Raw genomic sequence first — 20,015 nt, 5'->3', positions numbered from 1 at the left:
TACCTGAAAAATGCCGGAACATCGTTTCAGCCAAATCTGCCCCGCTCATTTGAACTCCGTTGGAGCTCATGCTTTCAGGTAGCCTGATTTCTTCCCCAGATAACTTTGGAACCCGATAGATGGATACTGCTTCCCCAACTCTCCCATCGCGCCCTTTGGGCTTGACAATCTTTTGCCCGCTGATGGCCGTGGCGGGATTGCTGTGGGCGGTAACGATAGCTAAGTTTGTCATCGGCACTTGGGATGTCTTCGTGAATCAGCTTGATGATTATGAAGCGATTTTGGCTATGATAGTCGGGGTGGTTGGGATAACGATTGAACCATTTGCGGTGGCAGTCGCGATGGTGGCGTGCGCGCTAGGGTTGTGGCGGCGTCATAAGTGGGCGCGCATGATGTTTCTGTGTGTTGGTGGGCTGCATCTTATTTGGCTGATCAGCAGCCAGCTTTTTGCCAAAGCGATGGGGTATCCCTCTATAGGCGGCAACAGCCCTTTTTCCTTCCCATGGCTCGGCCTGATCGTCTTCACCACCGCCATTCTCTATCTTTACCTGCGTGTGCCGAAAACCTATTTCCGCGAAGCCTCACCGACCGCCGTTATCCCCATCAGCAAATCATGACCCCATTCGACTATTGCCGCCAAAAAGCCGAAGAGAGCGGCTCCAGCTTCCTCGCCGGCTTCCGCTTCCTGCCGCCCGACAAACGCTGCGCCATGACCGTGCTCTACGCCTACTGCCGCGAGCTCGACGACGCGGCCGACGATTGCTCCGACCCCGCCGTGGCCGCGCAAACGCTGGCCTGGTGGCGGCAGGACGCGGGCAAAATCTTCCACGGCGCTGCCCTGCCCGAGCATCCGGTAAACCAAGCCCTGCGCGAAGTCGCCCCCGCCTTCGGGCTACCTGAAAACGAACTGGCCGCCGTGATTGACGGCGTGGAAATGGATTTGAGCCCCGCCCGCTATGCCGATTTCGCCGCCTTGCAGCAATACTGCCGGCGCGTGGCCGGTGCGGTGGGGCGGCTGATTGCCCGCATCCTCGGTTTCCAAGACCCCGCCGTGCTTGATTATGCCGACAAAATGGGCCTCGCCCTGCAGCTCACCAACATCATCCGCGACGTGGGCGAAGATGCCGGGCTGGGGCGGATTTACCTGCCGGTGGAAGATTTGCAGCGTTTCGGCGTGTCCGCCGCCGATGTTTTGCAACGCAAAGGTAGCCCGGAATTTGCCGAGCTGATGGCTTTTCAGGTAGCCCGCGCCCGCCAAACCTACCGCGAAGCCGTGGCCCTGCTGCCGGCTGCCGAGCGGCGCGGCCAGAAGGCCGGGCTGGTGATGGCTGCCATTTATTATGCGCTGCTCAACGAAATCGAGCGCGACGGCTCCGCCAACGTGCTGCGCTACAAGCTGGCGATTCCGAAGCCGCGCAAGGCGCGCATCGCCCTGAAAACCTGGCTCTTGGGGTTTAAGCCATGAGTGCCGCGCCGCGTGTGGCGGTGATCGGCGGCGGCTGGGCCGGGCTCTCGGCGGCGGAAGCACTGTGCGGCCGGGCGCAGATTACCCTGTTTGAGGCCGGTCGGCAGTGCGGCGGCCGGGCGCGCGCTTTCGGCGGCAGCGGCGGTTTTGCCCACGCGGATAACGGCCAGCATATTTTGGTGGGCGCGTATCGGCAGGTGCTCGACGTGCTGGCGCGCTGCGGCGTGCGCGAGGAAGAGGCGTTTCTGCGCCTGCCTTTGCAGTGGCACATGGCCGACGGCCTGCAATTTGCCGCCCGCCGCCTGCCCGCGCCGCTGCACCTGCTCGCCGGCGTGCTGGCCGCGCGCGGCATCGGCTGGGGCGAAAAAACCGCGCTGTTGCGCCAAATGCGCGCCTTGCAGGGCTTGCGGTTGGAAGCAGACGTGCCCGTGGCGGGCTGGCTGCGGCAGCGGCAGGTGTCGCACCGTTTGCAGCAGCAGTTTTGGCAGCCCTTGGTGTGGGGCGCGATGAACACGGATTTGGAGCAGGCCTCGCTGCAACGCCTGCAAAACGTGCTGCGCGACGGCGTGTGGGCAGAGCGCGCGGCCAGCGATTTCCTGCTGCCCAAGCAGGATTTGGGGCGGCTGTTTGCCGGGCCGGTGTGCCGCCGTTTGCAAAAGCATGGCGCGGCAATCTGCTTGGAAACGCGTGTGCCGCAGATGGCGCAGGCGCTTTCGGGCAGCCTGCTGATTAACGGCGAAGCTTTCGACGCCGCCGTGCTGGCCGTGGCGCCCTATCATGTGCCCGCACTGCTGCCCGAGGCCGCGCCGCCCGAGATTGCCGCCGCGCTGGCTGCGCTGGAATACCATGCCATCACCACTGTGTATCTGCGCTATGCCGATCCGCCCGCGCTGCCCGTGCCGATCACCGGCCTCGCCGAGGGCACCGCGCAATGGTTTGTCGACCGCGACGCGCTGGGCTTGGGGCGCGGCGAAGTGTCAGCCGTGATTTCGCTGTCCGACCAGCTGGGCAAATTGAGCCGCGAAGAGTGGGCGGCGCGCGTGCACCAGGATTTGTTGCGCATCAATCCGCACCTGCCGCGCCCGGCCGCCGCACAGGTGATTACCGAAAAACGCGCCACCGCCGCCAGCCATGTCGGCCGCCCCGCCATCCCTACCGCCTGGCTGCGCCGCCAGCGCATTTATCTCGCCGGCGATTACCTGCACCCGCGCTACCCAGCCACGCTGGAAGCCGCCGTGCAAAGCGGGCGGCAGGCAGCGGCATTGCTGCTGAAAGATGCGGGGCGGCAAGAGGCTACCTGAAAAAGGCCGGGTTGGATTTCAGGTAGCCTTGGGAAGAATGCCAAAAGGCTGCCTGAAAAATGTTTGTGAGCCGTAGGCCGGGCATGGATGCCCGACGGAATTGCTGCTTGAGGCGGGTTGAATGCGGGTGCAAACAACAAAGGCTACCTGAAAACGCAGCGCAGCGAAGTTTCTGCGAAGCTAAAAATTTCAGGTAGCCTCTATCCGGCCACTTGGCAAGACGCTATTTGCCCGAGCCGATTTTGCTTTCTTTGCCGCTGAGCAGGTTTTGGATATTGCTGCGGTGGCGCAGCAGCACCAGCGCGGCAATCACCGCGATGGCCGCTTGCCAGGAAGGCTGCGGCACCAGAAACGCCGCCGCCAGCGGGCTGACTACTGTGGCCGCGAGCGCCGCCAACGAAGAAATCTTCAGCCCGAAGGCCATCACCAGCCACACCGCCGCGCAAATCAGCGCCACCGGCCACGACAGCGCCAGCAGCACGCCCAGCGCGGTGGCCACGCCCTTGCCGCCCTTGAAGCCGAAAAACAGCGGCCACATGTGCCCCGCGAGCACCGCCACGGCCACTGCCGCCACCACTTCGTCGGCCAGGCCGAAACGCGCTTGCAGCCAGCGGGCGAGCAGCACGGCAATCAGGCCTTTGAGCGCGTCGCCCAAGAGCGTGAGCGCGGCGGCTTTTTTGCGGCCGCTGCGCAGCACGTTGGTGGCGCCCGGGTTGCCCGAGCCGTAGCTGCGTGGGTCGTCGAGCCCGTAAAATTTGGACACGATCACGGCAAACGAGAGCGAGCCGATCAGATAAGACGCGGCCACCGCGGCCACGCCCCAAACAGACAGTAAGTCAGCCATAAGCTTAATTCACATTCAAACAAACGAGTCGGATTTTATCACGAGGACAATCGCAACATGGATACTGTTTTTCTGCACGGGCTCAAAGCCCAAACCCTGATCGGCGTTTTCGACTGGGAGCGCCGCCGCCCTCAAACCGTGCTGCTGGACATCGACATCCGCACCGACCTGCGCGCTGCCGAAGCGAGCGATGATGTGGCGGATACTGTGAGCTATGCCGAGGCGGCAGAGCTGGTGGTGTCTTCGCTGGCCGGGCAGCAGTTTTTCCTGCTGGAGGCGCTGGCGGGATACACCGCGCAGTTGCTGCTGGACCGTTTTGCGGCTTGCGAGAGCGTGCGGGTGAAGGCGGTGAAGCCGGGGATTCTGCCGGGCGTGGCTCAGGTGGGCGTGGTGGTGGAGCGGGGCAGGGGATAGGGCTACCTGAAAATATTGGCGCTATGCCGAGGATGAGGTTTCAGGCAGCCTCTGCTTGGAAAGCTGTTTTGGGAAAGGCCGTTTGCGGGGGCAAACGGCCTTTGGTTTATTTCATGAAGTTTCGCAGCAGCGGGGAGGCGATGTCGTCTATAGCTAACTCCCTTTTAAATCGATACAGCGTTAGCTCGCCTTGCTGTACTACTTGTACTATCTGCGGCTCGCTGCCTTGTATCAATTTAAAATTGAGTCAGCTATAAGCCGAAGCCGTCGGCGTCTTGCGCGCTGCCGTTGGGGGTGGCTTTGTCCACTAGGTCGGGCAGGATTTTGGCCAGCATGTCGCTGGCTTGGCTGGCGTCCACGCCGAACTTTTGGGCGAGCTGGTTTACGGTGTCGCTGCCGAGGGCTTGTTGCAGCTGGCTGCCGGATACGGGCAGGTTGCCGGCTTGGTTGGATACCCAGCTGTTCAATGTGTCGCCCAGGCCGCCTTGCTGCAATTGGCTGATGAGATTGCTTAGGCCGCCTTGCTGTTTGACCAAATCCATCGCCATGTCGCTCAGCGGGCCGGTGCCGTTGCTGTCTTTGCCGCCGAGCATTTGGGCGGCAGCGTTCATCAGGTTGTCCATGAGTGCCATGATGTTTCCTTGTGTGGTGTGAAAAAAGGGAGCGCAGTGTAGCGGAGTTTGGCGGGGCTGCCAAATGTTTTTGGCTGTGGCGGTGTGTGTTTCAGGTAGCCTTTATTGCCATTGCGTTTAAACGGTTTGCGGGATGCCTGCGTATTTTTCAGGTAGCCTCTATGTGTAACAGGCTACCTGAAAAATATCCGGGCTTCCTTAATCCGCAATCCGCAGCAAAACAGCCGCTTCAGGCTGGCTGAAACGGCTGCTGTTTGCTTTATCCGCGCGGATTATTTGGCGGCGGAAGCGGCAGAGGCGGCTGAAGCTGCGGCGGCGCCTTCGCCCCAAACGGCGGGGTATTTGTAGCCGACGAAGCGTTTGTGGGCATAGTCTTTAAACTCTTGGGAGTTGTAGGCGGCGGTTACGTCTTTCACCCATTGGCTGTCTTTATCGGCGGTGCGTACGGCAGACCAGTTGATGTAGGCGAAGCTGGGCTCTTGGAACAGGGCTTCGGCCAGTTTCATGCCGGAAGACATGGCGTAGTTGCCGTTTACGATGGCGAAGTCTACGTCTTGGCGGCTGCGCGGCAGGTTGGCGGCTTCCATTTCCACGAATTCGATGTTTTTGGTGTTTTCGGCAATGTCGGTGCGGGCGGCGCGCAGCGGGTCAACACCTTCTTTCAGCTTAATCCAGCCGAGGTTGTCGAGCATCACCAGGGCACGGGCCAGGTTGGAGGGATCATTGGGAATGGAAACGGTGCTGCCGTTTTTCACCTGATCCAGCGCGGTGAGTTTGCCCGGGTAGATGCCCAGCGGGGCGGTGGGCACTTGGAATACTTCGGTCAGATCGAGGTTGTGCTCGGCTTTGAAGGAATCCAGATAGGGCTTGTGCTGGAAGATGTTGATGTCGATGGCGCCTTCGGCCAGAGCCTGGTTGGGGGTAACATAGTCGGGGAATTCGGTGAGGGTTACGGTGTAGCCCTGTTTTTCCAGAATCGGCTGGATTTGGTCTTTGATCATGTCGGCAAAGTCGCCCGGGGTGGTGCCGAAGCGGATTTCGCGTTTGGCTTCGGCGGCGGGCTGGCTGCCGGCAGAAGCGGCCGATGCCTGGCCGGCGCCGCTGTCTTGTCCGCCGCAGGCGGCCAGGGTCATGCCCAGCACGGCGGCGAGGGTGAGTTTCCATAAAGCTTTCATTGTGTGTCTCCTTAACAAATGGATAAACAGGTTGGGAAAGGAATCATAAACTAACGTTTGTCCAAACGGGCGGCCAGATAGTTGCCGACCGCCTGAATGCAGATAACCAAAGCCGAGAGCAGGGCAACCACGGTCCACAATACATCGGCCATGTAGCGCTGGTGGCCGTAGCGAATGCCGAGGTCGCCCACGCCGCCGCCGCCGATTAAGCCGGCTGCCGCGCTGGTGCCCAGCGTGGCGATAATCAGGATGGCGATGCTGCGCACCAGGCCGGCACGCGCTTCGTTCAGCAGCACTTTGGTGATAATCGTGGAAGGCTTGGCACCCATCGCCAGCGCGGCTTCCACCACGCCTTTGGGCACTTCGGCCAAATTTTGCTCCACCAGCCGCGCAAAATAAAACATGGCGGCCACGCTGAGCGAGATGGAAGCGGCCACCGGGCCGAAGGTGGTGCCCATAATCATGCGGGTGGGCTTCATCATCACAATCATCAGGATAACGAAGGGGAATGCGCGGATGAAATCGATGGTAAAGCCGAGGAAATGGTTCACGCGGCGGTTGGCAAAAATCTGATTGCGGTTGGTGGTGAACAGCCACACGCCCAGCAGCCCGCCAATCAGCACGCTCACGGGCACGGAAATGCCGAGCATCACCGCCGTTTGCCAGAAGGATTTGTAAAACTCCGGCCGCAGGCGCATCAGGTTTTCCCAAATATCGTATTGCTGCCCCATTTTAATCCTCCTGTACCAGTTCGCGCCCGATGTTGGTGTGCGCCAGGATCTGTCTGTCGCGCACATCGGCCACTTCCAGCAAGTGCCCCTGATGCAGCAGGGCGGTGCGGCTGCACAGGCGGCGGATCACGCTCATTTCGTGGGTAACGATCACGATGGTTACGTTGAAGCGGCGGTTGATGTCTTGCAGGCAGTCGAGCACGCTGCGGGTGGTGGCCGGGTCGAGTGCGGAAGTGGGCTCGTCGGCCAGAATTACGCTCGGGTTCGGTGCCAGCGCGCGGGCAATGCCCACCCGCTGCTTCTGCCCGCCGGAAAGCTGGGCGGGGTAGTGTTGCGCACGGTCGGATAAGCCGACAATCTGCAAGCATTCGCCCACGCGCTCATTGATTTTGTCTTTGCTCCAGCCGGCGATTTCCAGCGGGAAGGCCACGTTGCCGGCCACGGTGCGGTTGGCCAGCAGGTTGAATTGCTGGAACACCATGCCGATGCTCTGCCGCGCGGCGCGCAGCTGGGCGGGGTTCATGGCGGTGAGGTCTTGGCCGTCCACCAGCACTTTGCCGCTATCGGGGCGTTCCAACAGGTTAATCAGGCGCAACAGGGTGGATTTGCCTGCGCCGGAATAGCCCATCAGCCCGAACACCTCGCCTTGTTCGATGCTCAGGCTCAAGGGGTGCACGGCCATGAATTGGTTGCTTTTGCCGTGGTGGTAGCTTTTGCAAACGGAATCCAGAATAATCATAATTTATTGAAAAACATAAAAGCCCATTGAATTGGCAATGGGCTTAAAACAGATGGTGCGTGTCGCTATGGGTACGCTTTAGCTGTTTTAACGCCCGCAAGCTGTATCAAATCGGCGTAAGGAATGGTGGCGTATTTAATGCCCAAACGCGGGTTTTGTCAAGTGCGGGCAAATACATTGCGGGGAGCTTGCCGTTGGATTGTTACGGCAGGGCGGTATCGTTTCAAGGCTATTCGTTTCAGGGTATAATCGCGCTGTTTTGGCGGGTGAGCCGCCGTTTCTTCAGCCGATTAATTTATTTGGAGCAGACTGCATGAGCGCCATTATTGATGTTTTCGCCCGCGAGATTCTCGATTCGCGCGGTAATCCCACCGTAGAATGCGATGTGTTGCTGGAAAGCGGCGTAATGGGGCGCGCGGCCGTGCCCAGCGGCGCCTCCACCGGTCAGAAAGAAGCCTTGGAGCTGCGCGACGACGATGCCGAGCGCTATTTGGGCAAAGGCGTGCTCAAGGCGGTGGAAAATGTGAACAACGAAATCGCCCAGGCCGTAATCGGCATCGATGCTTCCGAACAGAGCTATATCGACAGCGTGCTGGTGGAATTGGACGGTACGGACAACAAAGGGCGCCTCGGCGCCAATGCCACCTTGGCTGTATCCATGGCCGTGGCGCGTGCGGCTGCCGAAGATGCCGGCCTGCCGCTCTACCGCTATTTGGGCGGCGCTGGGCCGATGGCGATGCCGGTGCCGATGATGAATGTGATCAACGGCGGCGAACACGCCAACAACAGTCTGGATATTCAAGAATTCATGATTATGCCGGTGGGCGCGGCGAGCTTCCGGGATGCGTTACGCTGTGGCGCGGAAGTGTTCCACCACCTGAAGAAAATCTGCCACGACAAAGGCTTCCCCACCACCGTGGGCGATGAAGGCGGTTTCGCTCCCAATTTGGGCAGCCATGCCGAAGCGCTGGATTTGATTTTGGAAGCCGTGCAGGCGGCGGGCTACGAAGCCGGCAAAGATGTGCTATTGGCGCTCGATTGCGCCTCCAGCGAGTTTTACCGCGAAGGCAAATACCACCTCTCCGCCGAAGGCAAAGCGCTCACCAATGCCGAATTTGTCGATTACTTGGCCGACCTGGTTTCCCGCTATCCGATTATCTCCATTGAAGACGGCATGGACGAAAACGACCGCGAAGGCTGGAAGCTGCTCACTCAAAAGTTGGGCGGCAAAGTGCAGCTGGTGGGCGACGATTTGTTTGTGACCAATCCGCAGATTCTGGCCGAAGGCATTAAAGACGGTATCGCCAATGCGTTGTTGGTGAAAGTGAACCAAATCGGCACCCTGAGCGAAACCTTGAAAGCCGTGGATTTGGCCAAGCGCAACCGCTATGCCAGCGTGATGAGCCACCGCTCCGGCGAAACCGAAGACAGCACCATCGCCGATTTGGCCGTGGCCACCAACTGCATGCAGATCAAAACCGGCTCGCTCTCCCGCTCCGACCGCATGGCCAAATACAACCAGCTTTTGCGCATCGAAGAAGAACTGGGCAGCGCCGCCTATTATCCCGGCCAAGCCGCTTTCTACCACCTGGCGCGCTAAAGGCTACCTGAAAAATGAAATGGGTAACCGTGGTGTTGGCCTTGGCGCTGGTGTGGCTGCAACATGATTTGTGGCTGGCCAAAGGCGGCTGGCGCGATATGTGGCGGCTGGAAGCCCAAGCCGAGCGCCAGCGCGAAGCCAACCAGGCTTTAGTGTGGCGCAACCAGTCGCTGAAGGCAGAAGTGGAAAATCTGCGCAGCGGCCAGGACGCGATTGCCGAAATCGCCCGCACCGAGCTGGGCTATGTCGGCCCCGGCGAAGTGTATTACCGCATCCTGCCCGCTTCCGAAGCCGCGGCGGCCGAGGGTGGAACGGCTGGCGAATAATGGCCTGTATCCTTTTCAGGTAGCCCTCATCGCCGGATAGGCTGCCTGAAAATTGCGCCGGATCTTTATCGGCCACCCGTTATGAAAGAGTAGTGATGAAAGCATCATTGAAAACCTGGATGTCTCGGCTGTTGGTTTCTGCCGCTGTTTTGCTGCCGAATGCCTGCCATTTTTATCCGGTGAGATAGCCCAGTTTGTTTTTCAGGTAGCCTTTTTAATTAAGAGGCTACCTGAAAATTTTCCGCAACCCGATTGAAGCCGTCATGCATACCCCCGCCATTGCCACCGACCGCCTGGGCTCCGGCTGGATGGTGATTTCCGCCGCCCTGTTTGCACTCACCAGCGCCTTTGCCAAGGCTGCCGGCAGCCGTTTCGGCTTCGGCTTCAACGAGCTGGTGTTTTGGCGCATGCTGTTCGGCCTTTTGGCCATCGGTCTGCCGGCATGGTGGCGCGGGCATGCCTTCCGAACGCCCTATCTGGTGTCGCACCTCAACCGTAGCATCACCGGCTCGGTGGCGCTGCTGCTCTCGTTTCACGCCATCGTCCACCTGCCGCTGGCCACCGCCGTTACCCTCAACTACACCTCCTCGCTGTTTCTGGCGCTGCTCTCCTTCCTGTTCCTCAAAGAGCAAATCACGCCGAGGATGTGGGCGGCGCTGCTGATGGGCTTCGGCGGCATCGTCCTCTTGCTGCGACCCACCATCGCAGCCGACCAGCAGCTGGCCGGACTCATCGGCCTGGCCTCGGGCTTGGGTGCGGGCTGGGCTTATTTGCAGGTGCGGGAACTTTCGCTGCTGGGCGAGCCGAGCTGGCGCGTGGTGTTTTATTTCTGCTGCGTGGCCACCGCGATGTCCGGTGTGCTGGCCAGCATCCAAGGCTGGCACCGGCTCGCGGCCGAATCACTGCCCTATCTGTTCGGGCTGGGCGTGTGCGGCACGCTGGCGCAGCTGGCGATGACCCGCGCCTACCAGGTGGGGCACAAGCTCACCGTGGCCTCGCTTTCCTACCTCACCGTGGTGTTTTCCACCCTGCTGGGCATTTTCTGGCTCGGCGACAGCACCAGCTGGCATGAAATCGCCGGCATGCTGGTGATTGTGGGCGCCGGCGTGCTCGGCAGCTTTGCCAAGGGCAGGTAGATAATGGCTTGAGGCTACCTGAAAAAATGCGGGCTTCCACGGAGTGAAAACGAACGGAGCGGGTTTCGCCAAACTGAGCGGAGCGAATTCCGCTAAACGAAGCTAAAAAACTTGCTAATTGAAACGGAAGGAAACAACATGATCAACAGCATGACTGGCTTTGCCAACGGCAGTGCCGAACACGGCAGCAAACGCCTCTATATTGAACTGCGCGCGGTCAACCACCGCTATCTCGATATCCAGTTCAAAATGCCCGAAGACCTGCGCCACCTCGAAGGCGCGTTGCGCGAAGCCGTGTCCGCCCGCGCCGCGCGCGGCAAGATCGAATGCCGTATCCAGCTCCAGCACGGCGCGCAAGCTGCGGCGGGCCGCGAGCTGAAAGTGAACAAAAAGCTGGTGTCGCAGCTGGCCAAGCTCAACCGCAAGATTTGCCGCAAACATCCGGATATCGCCCGCCTGGGCGTGGCCGACATCCTGGCCTTCCCCGGCGTGCTGGCCGCGCCGGCGGAAGAGGCGGGTGATTTGGACGAGAGCGTGCTGCGCCTGATCAACGAGGTGCTGGATGGTTTCAACCAGGCGCGCAGCCGCGAAGGCAGCCAGCTGCAGCAGCACCTGTTGCAGCGCCTGCAGCAGATGGAGCAGATTCTGGATGCGCTTTCCGGCCAGTTCCCGCAGCTGCTGCAACAGCATATGGATAAAGTGAGCCAGCGGCTGCGCGAGGCGGTGGGCAATGTGGACAACGACCGCCTGCAGCAGGAATTTGCGTTGTTTATGCAGAAGGCGGATGTGGACGAAGAATTCAGCCGCCTGCGCACGCACATCGCCGAAGTGCGCCGCATTGTGAACACGAAGCCTAAAGGCAGCGTGGGCAAGCGGCTGGATTTCCTGATGCAGGAGCTCAACCGCGAGGCAAACACGCTGGGCAGCAAATCCATTGCGGCAGAGTGCACGCAGGCTTCGGTTGAGTTGAAGGTGCTGATCGAGCAGATGCGCGAGCAGGTGCAGAATATCGAATGAGGCTTGCGGGACGGGAAAGGCTACCTGAAAAATGATTTTCAGGTAGCCTTTTGTTGTGGCAATGGAGCGGCATCAGGCAGCAAGCCGAATCCGTACCGCCTATCCCGGCATGTTTAACTCACGGATAAAACGGCAAGGCTGCTTTGCAAGGCTTCAATGCGCGCCGCTTTGCCGCGGTTTTTCCCCGCACAGCCCCGAACGGCGGCAGAATTCGCTGCTCAACACGGCTTCGTCAAATTTGCCGCTGTCAATCCATTGCAGCATGTCGCCGACCGATCTGCCGTCCACCACATCGGTCCAGGCAAACCCCACATTTTCTTCCGGGTTGATTTGCGCGCGCAGGCGGCGGTATTGCGCCGCCGCAGCGGGGTTTTTGGAAGCCGCCAACCCGGCCAGCGCATAAATTTTTGTTGCCGTGTGCCGGCTGCTGCGGAACAGGTCGGCAAATTGCTGGTCTGCATCGGGTTGCTGGCGCAAAACCGCATAGGCAATGGATTGGCTCTGTACCAGGTAGCCGTATCCGCCGACGCCGGCATCGATATGGCTGGCACGGCACAATGCCACTTGCGCGGCACGAACCGTTTCGGGGTCGGCAGCCGTGCGTTTGGGTTCGGACGGCTGCTCATGCGTGGCGGATTGGCGTATGGTTTCGCGCAGGGTTTGGTATACCGCGCGGTTGCTTTCGCCGGTTGGGAGCTTGGCGCAGATGTCTGCGGCGAATACGGGCGCGGAGGATAGGGCGGTGATGAGTAGCAGGTGTTTCATGTTTGCTTCGGCTAAGTGCCTGCGTGCTTGGTTGGCCGGTTGGGAAGGTTTCTGGTTTTCAGGTAGCCTTTGTGGCTACCTGAAATGTTGGGGCTAGTGTTGGCAGCCGCAGTTGTGCCCGTGGTCGTGATGGTGGTGCCCGTGTTCGGGCGGGGCGGTTTCGCCGTGTTCGTTGTGGAAGAATTGGTGCGCCTGGCGGGCGGCCTGGCTGCCGAGGTCTTCCAGCATGAGGGCGACGTATTCGGGGAAGATGTAGCGGCCGCCGAGTTTGGCACGGGCGGCTTCGTTGGCGGGGTCGAGGCTGGGGATGGGGGTGCTGCGGTCGATTTGGCCGTCCCAGGGGATGCTGAAGCGTTTGTCGGCGAAGGTGATGGGGGCGGGCGGGATGTCTTGGCGCTGGTGCATGAGGCAGAGGGCTTGCTGGCTGAATACGTCGTAGAGCCAGGCGTCGCCGCGGTCGGTGTTGAAGAGGAGGTAGGCGCTGGGCAGGGCGGTTTCGAAGCCGGTGGCGGTGACGTAATCCTGCCCGGCGCGGGTGTGTTCGACGGCGGTGTGGCATGCTTCGGTGAGCGGGGTGCGGCCGAAGCGTTCGCCGGTGTGGTAGCAGGCTTCGGCGTGGCGCCAGTTTTGGTATTTGGCTTCTTGGGCGGCGCGGTTGAGCAGGTCGGCCATTTTGCCGCCTTGTTTGCTTTGGCGTTTTTTGGCTTGGCTGCGGAGGTGCTCGAGGGTGTCGGCGGTGGTGTGGATGTATTTCATGCTGGGCCTCTTTGGATGTGTGGAAGGCTACCTGAAAACGATGTCTTGCGAAGCAAGGTGGAGTTTCTGCGGAGCTAAAACGATGTCTTGCGAAGCAAGGAGGAGTTTCTGCGAAGCTAAAACGATGTCTTGCAAAGCAAGGTGGAGTTTCTGCGGAGCTAAAAACGGCAGGGCGGATTTCAGGTAACCTTTGGAACGGGTGTGGCTTATTTGGCTTGGCTGGCGGCTTCGGTTTCGGCCGGAACGGCGTTGGCGGGGGCTTTGATCCAGGCGGCGATGTCTTTGGAGAGGGTGCCGGTTACGCGGTCGAGTACGGAGCAGGAGCTTTTGAACATGCCGCCCATGCCGCCGAGGGAGCGCCGGCTGAGCTTGGTGCTGGCGGTGGGCTGGCCGTTTTGGTAGCGGGTGAGCTGGAGGTTGATGGATTTGTAGTGGCCGGTGAAGGCGCTGCCGTAGCTGCGGATGTCGGTGATTTGGATGTCGATGCGGTCGGGCTGTGCGGCGAGGCTGTCGGCGGGGGCGGTTTGCAGCTCGATGCCTTGCTCTTTGGCCTGGCTGATGATTTCTTGGGTGAAGGTTTTGCCCAGCTCGGTGCATTCGGTGCTGATGCGGTCGGCCACTTTGGCGTCGGGGGCGTAGGGGATGCTGTCGGCGATGAAGGTGGCGGCGTAGGCTTGGCCGGCAAAGGCGAGGGCGAGGAGGGCGGTGAGGCGGCGGAGCATGGTTGTCCTTTCTGAATTTTTGTGGAATAGGGGAAATAAAACGGGTGGATTTTAACGTTTGGGTGGAGGGTTTGGAATGGGCGCGGGCAAAAAAAGGCTACCTGAAATTTCAGGTAGCCTTTGATGATGGCTGGATGATGGTTTGCCGAGCGCTTACAGCAAGCCGCCTTGGCCGAGCGCGGGGTCGCTTTCGCGGGCTTTGATTGCGTCTGCCACCGTCAGCCCCAAGGCTTTGGCCACGCCTTCGCCGTAAGCTTTGTCGCAACGGTGGCAGTTGCGGATGTGGCGGTATTTGATGAAGTCCGGCGCGTCGCCCATAGCGGCGGCGGTGTTGCTGAACAGGGCCTGTTTCTGTTCTGCGTTCATCAAATTGAATAGGGCGCGCGGTTGGCTGAAGTAATCGTCATCGTCTTGGCGGTAGTCCCAATGCGCCGCGTCGCCGTTGATTTTCAAGTGCGGTTCGGCGAAGTCGGGCTGCTGCTGCCATTGGCCGAAGCTGTTCGGTTCGTAGTGCGGCAGGCTGCCGTAGTTGCCGTCGGCGCGACCTTGTCCGTCGCGCTGGTTGCTGTGGACGGGGCAGCGCGGGCGGTTGACGGGGATTTGGCGGAAGTTCACGCCCAAGCGGTAGCGTTGCGCGTCGACGTAGTTGAACAGGCGCGCCTGCAACATTTTGTCGGGGCTGGCGCCGATGCCGGGAACGAGGTTGCTCGGGGCGAAGGCGGATTGTTCCACATCGGCGAAGAAGTTTTCCGGATTGCGGTTCAGCTCGAACTCGCCCACTTCAATCAGCGGATAGTCTTTTTTCGGCCAAACTTTGGTCAGGTCGAACGGATGGTACGGCACTTTTTCCGCATCGGCTTCGGGCATGATTTGGACATACATCGTCCATTTCGGAAACTCGCCGCGTTCGATGGCTTCGTACAAATCACGCTGGTGGCTTTCGCGGTCGTTGGCGATGATGGCTGCGGCTTCTTTGTCGGTCAGATTTTTAATGCCCTGCTGGCTGCGGAAGTGGAATTTCACCCAGAAACGCTCGCCCGCTTCGTTCCAGAAGCTGTAAGTGTGCGAGCCGAAGCCGTGCATGTGGCGGTAGCTGGCGGGGATACCGCGGTCGCTCATGACGATGGTTACCTGGTGCAGGGCTTCGGGCAGCAGCGTCCAGAAGTCCCAGTTGTTGGTGGCGGAGCGCATATTGGTGCGCGGGTCACGTTTGACGGCTTTGTTCAGGTCGGGAAATTTGCGCGGGTCGCGCAGGAAGAACACGGGCGTGTTGTTGCCGACCATGTCCCAGTTGCCTTCTTCGGTGTAAAACTTCAGCGCGAAACCGCGGATGTCGCGTTCCGCATCTGCCGCGCCGCGTTCGCCGGCCACAGTGGTGAAGCGGGCGAACATTTCGGTTTTCTTTCCCACTTCGCTGAAGATTTTGGCGCGGGTGTATTTCGTGATGTCGTGCGTGACGGTGAACGTGCCGAACGCGCCCGAACCTTTGGCGTGCATACGGCGTTCGGGGATGACTTCGCGCACGAAGTCGGCGAGTTTTTCATTCAGCCACAAATCCTGTGCCAACAGAGGGCCGCGCGGGCCGGCGGTCAGGCTGTTTTGGTTGTCGGCGACGGGCGCGCCGTTGTTCATGGTGAGGTGGGTAACAGGGCATTTTTGGGTCATGGTTTGTGTTCCTTTTGCGATGGTTGGGAGGAAATTCCTCATGTCTTGCTATGGGCTGCACTATATCCAAAAATTTTAGCTATCGGAACTATGTTTACGATTTGTTATATAAATATAAGTGGCAATATCATGAATTAATGGAAATATTAGGCTACCTGAAAATTTATCTTTCATTGCGTTGAAGCTGAATTTTCAGGTAGCCTTTGCTTGCCCAATAAAAAACGCCCGATTGTTTGTCGGGCGGTGGTGCTTGGATAGTGGACTAATTTTAAATCGGGGGTAAGGCGGGGCAATGTGATTCCGGTTAAAAATGAAGGTGCCATATTTTTCAGGTAGCCTCAAACGCTGCAGGGGCTACCTGAAAAATATGCGGCTGTTTACGCGTCGATATTCTGCGCAATCAGGGCGTTGGTTTCGATAAACTCGCGGCGCGGCTCGACTTCGTCGCCCATGAGGGTAACGAATACTTCATCAGCGGCGATGGCGTCTTCGATGCGCACTTTCAGGAGGCGGCGCACTTCCGGATCCATGGTGGTTTCCCACAGCTGCTCGGCGTTCATTTCGCCCAGCCCTTTGTAGCGTTGGATGGCCATGCCTTTTTGCGCGCCGGCGAGCAGGATGTCGATGGCCTGCTCGAAGCTGTTTACCGGCTGCGGCTCGGCTTCGCCTTTGTAGAGCAGGGCACCGGGCTGCACCAGGCCTTTGAGTTGCTCGGCGGCGCGGCTGATGGTTTGGTAGGCCTTGCTGTCGATAAACTTCTGATCAAGGTAGGAAACCATCACGTTGCCGTGCAGCTGGCGGGTGATTTTGATGAAATGGCCGCCTTCGTGGCCGTCGAGGCGTTCGAGCACCACCTGTTCTTTGTGCAGCAGGGGGTTGAGCGCGGCGATGGCGGCATCGGTGTTTTCTGTGCTGGTGAGGTCGATGGGGCTGGTGTCGAGCAGGGCGCGCAGCACAAGGCCGTCAATGATGCGGCTTTCCTGCTCGATGGTGCTGCGGGCGCGCAGGAATTGTTTGGCGGCGCGCTCTAGGTCGGCACCTTCGAGCGTGCGGCTGCCGGACACGATTTTGGCTTTGTCCACCGCCAGCCCGAGTAGGAATTCGTCTTTTTCCGTGTCGTCTTTCAGGTAGCGTTCCTGCTTGCCGTATTTGGCTTTATACAGCGGGGGTTGGGCGATGTAGATGTAGCCGCGTTCTACCAGTTCGGGCATTTGGCGGTAGAAGAAGGTGAGCAGCAGGGTGCGGATATGCGCGCCGTCCACGTCGGCATCGGTCATGATGATGATGCGGTGGTAGCGCAGTTTTTCCAGGTTGAACTCTTCCTTGCCGATGGACGTGCCCAGCGCGGTAATCAGCGTGGCGACTTCCTGGCTGGCGAGCATTTTCTCGAAGCGGGCTTTCTCCACGTTGAGGATTTTGCCTTTCAGCGGCAGGATGGCTTGGAATTTACGGTCGCGACCTTGCTTGGCTGAGCCGCCGGCAGAATCGCCCTCCACCAGATAAAGCTCGGACAAGGCCGGGTCTTTTTCTTGGCAGTCGGCCAGTTTGCCGGGTAGGCCCAAGCCGTCCATCACGCCTTTGCGGCGGGTGATTTCGCGGGCTTTGCGGGCGGCTTCGCGGGCGCGGGCGGCTTCCACAATTTTGCCGCAGATGATTTTGGCATCGGTCGGATTTTCTTCCAAAAACTCGTGCAGTGCCTGACTCAACACTTCGTTCACCACCGGCGCGATTTCGCTGGACACCAGCTTGTCTTTGGTTTGGGAGGAGAATTTCGGGTCGGGCAGCTTCACGGAGAGCACGCACACCAAGCCCTCGCGCATGTCGTCGCCACTGGTATCCACCTTGGCTTTTTTGGCGATTTCGTTGGCTTCGATGTATTGGTTAATCGTGCGCGTCATCGCGGCGCGCAGGGCGGTGAGGTGTGTGCCGCCGTCGCGCTGCGGGATGTTGTTGGTGAAGCACTGCACGGATTCCTGATAGCTGTCGTTCCACTGCATGGCGCATTCCACCGTCATGCCGTCTTTTTCGCCGATGGTGTAGAAGATTTTGTCGTGCAGCGGTTTTTTGCTGCCGGTGGTGTAGCGCACGAAGCCCGCCACCCCGCCGCTTTCGGCGAAGTTTTCGTGCTTGCCGTCGCGCTTGTCGAACAGTTCGATTTTCACGCCGTTGTTCAGGAACGACAATTCGCGGATGCGCTTGGCCAGCGTTTCAAATTTGTATTGCACGAGGCCGAAGGTGTCCTCGCTGGCGAGGAACTGCACGCGCGTGCCGTGTTTGCCGGCAGGGGCGTCGGCCACGGCTTTGAGCGGGGCGACGGTTTCACCGCGCTTGAATTCCACGAAATGCTCTTTGCCTTCGCGCCAGATGGTGAGTTTCAGCCAGTCGGACAGCGCGTTCACCACGCTCACTCCCACGCCGTGCAGGCCGCCGGAGACCTTGTAGCTGTTGTTGTCGAACTTGCCGCCGGCGTGCAGGATAGTCATGATGACTTCGGCGGCGGAGCGGCCTTCTTTCGGGTGGATGCCGGTGGGGATGCCGCGCCCGTTGTCTTCAATCGTGATGGATTCGTCGGCGTTGATGGCCACGGTGATGTTGTCGCAATAGCCGGCCAAGGCTTCGTCAATCGCGTTGTCCAGCACTTCGAACACCATGTGGTGCAGGCCGGAGCCGTCTTGGGTGTCGCCGATGTACATGCCGGGGCGTTTGCGCACGGCTTCCAAACCTTCGAGGACTTGGATGCTGTCGGCGCCGTATTCTTGCTGGGGTTGTTCTGTCATGGTTGCTTTTCTGTAATTTGGAATGAGTTGAGGCTACCTGAAAAATGGCAGCGCAAATTAGGATGTTTAACCGGCAGCTGGTTAGGCCAGCAGCGAAGCTTGGCCGACAATTTCGCCGGCAGGCGTACCGTGCACCACCACGGCACTGCCTAGCCTGCCCATCAGGGCGGCGAATAATTTGTCTGCTTCAATGCGCGGCAGCCAAAGCTGGCGGAAGGCTTCGGCCTCGATGCTGCCGATGATGGTAATCATCAGGAATTCGGCCTCTTGGCAGGCCATCAGAAGCTGGCTAGAAACGGCCTGCTGCACTTCGGCTACGAACTCTTCTGCTTCTGCTGCGTTATGGATATTGCAGGCAACAAACAGGGCGGGCGTTTCCCGGCCGTTTTCGTCTTCCAGATCTTCCAGAATTTCGTAGCTGATGTCGGCGATTTCGTTTGGCATAAGGATTTTGTGGTGAAACGTATTGTTGTATCGGGAAATGGCGTGTGCAAAATACAGTTTCAGGCTACCTGAAAACTAACGCGCGATTATAACACATTACGCACATGCCGTTTTGCCCGATAAGGCAAAGGCTTCCGCACGGGAAGCCTTGTTTTTATTGCATTGCAGCGGGGCAAGTATTTTCAGGTAGCCTGTTCCGCCTTTTCGCGGCGCATGGCCTGAATGCCGTGATACAGCATCACGATAATGCTCGCCCAAATCAGGCTGTGGCTCACCATCGTTACCCAATCCAAATGCTCGCCCAACACAAACACCGAAAGCAAAAACAGCAGCGCCGGCTCCAGATAGCTCAGCATACCGAACAGCACCACCGGCAAAAGCTCGTTGGCCGTGAGGTTGATCTGCATCGACACCGCCCCGTTGAGCCCCAGCAGCACAACAAACAGCAGCAAGATCGGCTTGGCTTCAATCATGGCCGGGCTGGGCGAATACATCGCCAAATACCAAATCACAAAAGGCAGCGCCAAAATCAAATCCATCAGCAGCCCCAAGAGCGGCGGCACGCCCTGCTGGCGGCGCATGATGTAATAAATCGGGAAAGTGGCGAACACCGCGATGGTTACCCAGGAGAACGTGCCGCTGTGCCAGATTTCCAGCGCCACCGCCGCCGAAGCCAGCAGCACGGCCACCATTTGCAACCTGTCCAGCCGTTCGCGGAACACCATCACACCGCCCACCATCATCGAGAGCGGAAACAGGAAATAGCCCATCGACACGTCCACGCCCTTGCCGTTCACCGGCGCCCACATATACAGCCAAATCTGGCCGATCATAATCGGTGCGGGCAGCAGCACCAAAACCCAGCGGCGCACATCGCCGCCGATTTCGCGCAGGAAGCGGGCCGCATCGTGTTTGGCAGAAGTGAGCAGCATGATGGAGAGCGCGCAGGCAAACGTGCCGACAATACGCCAGGCAAATACATCCGTGCCCGTCATCGGCCGCATCCACGGGCCGAACATAAACAGCGAGCCGAACAAGATATTGGAGACCACGGCCGCAATAATCCCCTTGGCCATTCTCGACATGCCCATTTTCGACACACACAGCCTTTCGGAATTAAAGATAATTAACATTATAGCCCCAAGCGTGCCGTTTGGCACGTTTGGGCGGCAGCGGGCGCAGATGGCCGTGGGGAAAGCGAAACAGGGGAAAGCTTGTGTGCCGGCCCGGTGTGCGGGAAGCGGTTTGAAAAATGCGGCAGGCGGGTTGTGTGAAATTGGGTTAATGCAAAATGGGCGGTTTGGGCGATGGGCAAAGAAGGTTTCCATTGCCTTGAAGCTGCGCTTTTGTTTCGCGGAAATGCGGCCTTGGCTGGCGGGGTATCGTTTTAAGAAATTTGGTTGGACAGGGGATTTGAACAGGGAAAGGGCTACCTGAAAAATGGATTTGATGTTTTCAGGTAGCCTTGGCGCGGGCGGCGTTGCTCTGTTCGGCCGTATCTTGTAT

The 20,015-nt window shown here is 59.4% G+C and carries 21 protein-coding genes; 9 read left to right on the top strand and 12 right to left on the bottom strand.

What is annotated here, in order from left to right; translation table 11 throughout:
* Positions 1-119 precede the first annotated feature (119 nt).
* From H9Q10_RS10065 to hpnE, 3 genes are read left to right on the top strand one after another with little or no spacing between them, the layout of a single operon-like run.
* The gene (locus tag H9Q10_RS10065) at positions 120-617 is read left to right on the top strand and encodes a hypothetical protein (RefSeq protein ID WP_197903847.1); all 498 of its coding nucleotides are present in this window, start codon (positions 120-122) and stop codon (positions 615-617) included.
* On the top strand, positions 614-1,465 hold the full coding sequence (hpnD, locus tag H9Q10_RS10060) for a presqualene diphosphate synthase HpnD (protein WP_197903846.1): 852 nt from the start codon (positions 614-616) through the stop codon (positions 1,463-1,465). The genes H9Q10_RS10065 and hpnD overlap by 4 nt, the downstream gene beginning before the upstream one ends.
* Positions 1,462-2,766 (top strand): hydroxysqualene dehydroxylase HpnE, encoded by a 1,305-nt coding sequence (gene hpnE, locus H9Q10_RS10055; protein WP_197903845.1) that lies wholly within the window; start codon positions 1,462-1,464, stop codon positions 2,764-2,766. Before hpnD ends, hpnE begins: the two co-directional genes overlap by 4 nt.
* 223 nt (positions 2,767-2,989) lie before the next feature.
* On the opposite strand, the gene plsY is transcribed toward hpnE, so the two are convergent.
* A complete protein-coding gene (gene plsY / locus H9Q10_RS10050) occupies positions 2,990-3,610 on the bottom strand; it encodes a glycerol-3-phosphate 1-O-acyltransferase PlsY (RefSeq protein WP_197903844.1) in 621 nt (206 codons plus the stop codon).
* A gap of 57 nt (positions 3,611-3,667) precedes the next feature.
* On the opposite strand from plsY, the gene H9Q10_RS10045 reads away from it, so the two are divergent.
* Positions 3,668-4,024, top strand: coding sequence for a dihydroneopterin aldolase (locus H9Q10_RS10045; protein WP_197903843.1), 357 nt, complete (start codon positions 3,668-3,670; stop codon positions 4,022-4,024).
* A gap of 251 nt (positions 4,025-4,275) precedes the next feature.
* Here H9Q10_RS10045 and H9Q10_RS10040 read toward each other — a convergent pair whose 3' ends face one another.
* The 4 genes from H9Q10_RS10040 to H9Q10_RS10025 all read right to left on the bottom strand — a co-directional run bounded on the left by H9Q10_RS10040 (position 4,276) and on the right by H9Q10_RS10025 (position 7,301).
* Positions 4,276-4,656: a YidB family protein gene (locus tag H9Q10_RS10040; RefSeq protein ID WP_197903842.1), complete on the bottom strand. Its 381-nt coding sequence runs from the start codon at positions 4,654-4,656 to the stop codon at positions 4,276-4,278.
* Positions 4,657-4,928: 272 nt separating this feature from the next.
* A complete protein-coding gene (locus tag H9Q10_RS10035) occupies positions 4,929-5,831 on the bottom strand; it encodes a MetQ/NlpA family ABC transporter substrate-binding protein (RefSeq protein ID WP_197903841.1) in 903 nt (300 codons plus the stop codon).
* Between the two features lie 50 nt (positions 5,832-5,881).
* Positions 5,882-6,562, bottom strand: coding sequence for a methionine ABC transporter permease (locus tag H9Q10_RS10030; RefSeq protein ID WP_197903840.1), 681 nt, complete (start codon positions 6,560-6,562; stop codon positions 5,882-5,884).
* 1 nt (position 6,563) lies between these two features.
* Positions 6,564-7,301 (bottom strand): methionine ABC transporter ATP-binding protein, encoded by a 738-nt coding sequence (locus H9Q10_RS10025; RefSeq protein ID WP_197903839.1) that lies wholly within the window; start codon positions 7,299-7,301, stop codon positions 6,564-6,566.
* Positions 7,302-7,614: 313 nt separating this feature from the next.
* Here H9Q10_RS10025 and eno point away from each other — a divergent pair, with 313 nt between their 5' ends.
* The 4 genes from eno (at position 7,615) to H9Q10_RS10005 (ending at position 11,380) form a co-directional block, all read left to right on the top strand.
* A complete protein-coding gene (gene eno, locus H9Q10_RS10020) occupies positions 7,615-8,901 on the top strand; it encodes a phosphopyruvate hydratase (protein WP_197903838.1) in 1,287 nt (428 codons plus the stop codon).
* A 14-nt stretch (positions 8,902-8,915) separates the two neighbouring features.
* A complete protein-coding gene (ftsB, locus tag H9Q10_RS10015; RefSeq protein ID WP_197903837.1) occupies positions 8,916-9,227 on the top strand; it encodes a cell division protein FtsB in 312 nt (103 codons plus the stop codon).
* Positions 9,228-9,490: 263 nt separating this feature from the next.
* On the top strand, positions 9,491-10,363 hold the full coding sequence (locus H9Q10_RS10010) for a DMT family transporter (RefSeq protein ID WP_197903836.1): 873 nt from the start codon (positions 9,491-9,493) through the stop codon (positions 10,361-10,363).
* Positions 10,364-10,501: 138 nt separating this feature from the next.
* Positions 10,502-11,380, top strand: coding sequence for a YicC/YloC family endoribonuclease (locus tag H9Q10_RS10005; protein ID WP_238480191.1), 879 nt, complete (start codon positions 10,502-10,504; stop codon positions 11,378-11,380).
* A gap of 153 nt (positions 11,381-11,533) precedes the next feature.
* On the opposite strand, the gene H9Q10_RS10000 is transcribed toward H9Q10_RS10005, so the two are convergent.
* From H9Q10_RS10000 to rarD, 7 genes are all read right to left on the bottom strand, one after another.
* Positions 11,534-12,145: a hypothetical protein gene (locus H9Q10_RS10000; RefSeq protein WP_197903835.1), complete on the bottom strand. Its 612-nt coding sequence runs from the start codon at positions 12,143-12,145 to the stop codon at positions 11,534-11,536.
* A 93-nt stretch (positions 12,146-12,238) separates the two neighbouring features.
* A complete protein-coding gene (locus tag H9Q10_RS09995) occupies positions 12,239-12,901 on the bottom strand; it encodes a hypothetical protein (RefSeq protein WP_197903834.1) in 663 nt (220 codons plus the stop codon).
* Positions 12,902-13,107: 206 nt separating this feature from the next.
* Positions 13,108-13,623: a hypothetical protein gene (locus H9Q10_RS09990; protein ID WP_197903833.1), complete on the bottom strand. Its 516-nt coding sequence runs from the start codon at positions 13,621-13,623 to the stop codon at positions 13,108-13,110.
* A gap of 153 nt (positions 13,624-13,776) precedes the next feature.
* Positions 13,777-15,288, bottom strand: coding sequence for a catalase KatA (gene katA, locus H9Q10_RS09985; RefSeq protein WP_197903832.1), 1,512 nt, complete (start codon positions 15,286-15,288; stop codon positions 13,777-13,779).
* 377 nt (positions 15,289-15,665) lie between these two features.
* Entirely contained in the window at positions 15,666-18,065 is a 2,400-nt protein-coding gene (gene gyrB / locus H9Q10_RS09980) for a DNA topoisomerase (ATP-hydrolyzing) subunit B (RefSeq protein ID WP_197903831.1), read from the bottom strand.
* A gap of 81 nt (positions 18,066-18,146) precedes the next feature.
* Positions 18,147-18,509, bottom strand: a complete 363-nt coding sequence (locus tag H9Q10_RS09975) for a hypothetical protein (RefSeq protein ID WP_197903830.1) — start codon at positions 18,507-18,509, stop codon at positions 18,147-18,149.
* Positions 18,510-18,691: 182 nt separating this feature from the next.
* Positions 18,692-19,585 carry an EamA family transporter RarD gene (rarD, locus tag H9Q10_RS09970; RefSeq protein ID WP_238480190.1) on the bottom strand — a complete coding sequence of 298 codons (894 nt, stop codon included), beginning with the start codon at positions 19,583-19,585 and terminating at the stop codon, positions 18,692-18,694.
* Here rarD and H9Q10_RS09965 point away from each other — a divergent pair.
* A complete protein-coding gene (locus tag H9Q10_RS09965; RefSeq protein WP_197903828.1) occupies positions 19,578-19,946 on the top strand; it encodes a hypothetical protein in 369 nt (122 codons plus the stop codon). The genes rarD and H9Q10_RS09965 overlap by 8 nt on opposite strands.
* Positions 19,947-20,015: the final 69 nt, after the last annotated feature.

The sequence above is a fragment of the Eikenella glucosivorans genome, from assembly GCF_016025525.2.
Classification (GTDB): domain Bacteria; phylum Pseudomonadota; class Gammaproteobacteria; order Burkholderiales; family Neisseriaceae; genus Eikenella; species Eikenella glucosivorans.
This window is presented reverse-complemented; position numbering and strand designations above follow the sequence as displayed.